The organism is Helicobacter cinaedi CCUG 18818 = ATCC BAA-847 (genome assembly GCF_000155475.1).
Classification (GTDB): Bacteria; Campylobacterota; Campylobacteria; order Campylobacterales; family Helicobacteraceae; genus Helicobacter_C; species Helicobacter_C cinaedi.
The window spans coordinates 4,370-5,963 of sequence record NZ_DS990403.1 but is presented as its reverse complement, the minus strand read 5'-3'; the positions used below and the strand labels follow the sequence as shown (position 1 = coordinate 5,963).

Annotated in this window: 2 protein-coding genes; both read right to left on the bottom strand. The window is 30.0% G+C overall.

The annotated features are described in order from the left end of the window. A partial coding sequence (locus HCCG_RS11125) for a hypothetical protein (protein WP_002957648.1) occupies positions 1-487 on the bottom strand: 487 nt, incomplete at its 3' end. A gap of 13 nt (positions 488-500) precedes the next feature. Further along, the gene (locus tag HCCG_RS11120; RefSeq protein ID WP_002957647.1) at positions 501-1,460 is read right to left on the bottom strand and encodes a hypothetical protein; all 960 of its coding nucleotides are present in this window, start codon (positions 1,458-1,460) and stop codon (positions 501-503) included. Between the last annotated feature and the right edge of the window lie 134 nt (positions 1,461-1,594).

Here is a 1,594-nt window from a genome sequence, read left to right as displayed (position 1 = left end):
CATATTCTTTATTGATAAGATTTCCATTTTCATCTACATTACAATAAGCCTCATAAGGTATATCTATAACAGAACTTCTTAATCCACTTCTTATTACTAAGTATTTATATCTTTCTCTTTTTGTTTTTAAAGATTCATAATAAGCTTTTTCTTTTTTAGTCCAAGGAGCTATAGCTCCTTTTATGGGTTCTTTTAAATATAAATCTTGCCAAGCTTTAAATTCTAAATAACTTGAGCTTTGTCCTGTCTTTAATGTAGGGTCTAAATAAATTGGTTTATAGGATTTATAGGGGGAGGATTCCATAATGTGCCAAGCGTCTAAAAGTGCTTTGGAGTATTCTTTGGTGTATTTGCCGACATTGTCTTTTGAACGATTATTAAACTTAAATTCTTTTGTCTCTTTATCTATATCAATAATTAACCCACTAGCAGTAACAATATAATCTTGTTTTTTTAGTATTTCCTCTATCTGCTCTTTAATATTCATTATTCCTATCCTCCTATCCTATATACAATCCATCTTTCATTATTATAGTAGTAGCTAATCTACCTATAAATTTAGGTCTTTTTTTCTCATTATTTTCAGCATTGACACTACTATCACTTGCTTTTTCTCTACGCTTTGAGGTTACCCTACTACTATTATGGTTTTGTTCTTCATTATTTTTCTCTCCCACCCCCACATACATAGCCTTAATATTATTCTCTCCTATCACATTTAAGGCTCTTAAAAATTCTCTGTGCTTTTGTAAGTTTGGAGTATTGTCTTTTAAATTGGTATTGAAACAATCCATATAAACATCATCTAGATAATTCATTGCAATATGGTAGGAGTCTATGGCTGAAGTTGGTGCGTTTGTGTCATTGTCTTTATTGTTTGGATTTCTACTTTCTTTGTCTTTATAGAATTTATCTTGTTCTAAAATCATAAAGAATTCTTTGAGTATTTGTATATTTATAGAATCCATAGTGTAATTTCTCATAGAAAAGCTTTGAGATTCTAAGTCTTTTAAAAAAGATTGTAAGCTATCATAATGATAAGAGAGAAAGGGTAAATTTTTATGGGGCATTGGCATATTGAGATAATAATGTGTAGTGTCTAAATATTGGCTTGTAGTTAAAGGAATTATAAAATTTACATTTCTTTCTTGCTTTTTATGAAATTGTAAGATACTTGCATATTCGTGTGGAATAGAGAAATGCTTTAAGGGTAAGGAGAGAATCTCTTGAGGGATATTAGAGCTAAAGAGAGGATTTGTGATTGTGTGAGTTGAGTAAGGTATAAAATCTTGTAGAGATTCTATTATGCTACTTTCTAATGTAGAATCTAAGCTCTTTTTTTGATAGGTATAGATTCCAAAGCTTCCTGCTACTCCAAGCAATCCTAAATCCCTTAGATATTTGAGTGCTTCTCTCCTATGTAAATTACTCTGTAAATATATATTTTTAGTCTTTGCCATTATGTCTCCTTTGAGATAAGATTCTTTATTACTTTATATTATGCTTCCTTGCATAATCCTCTATTTCTTTTCTTAAGTATTCTGGGAAGTTTTCTCTATACATTGCTGGTATAGTGGGGTTTAGCTTTTTGTCT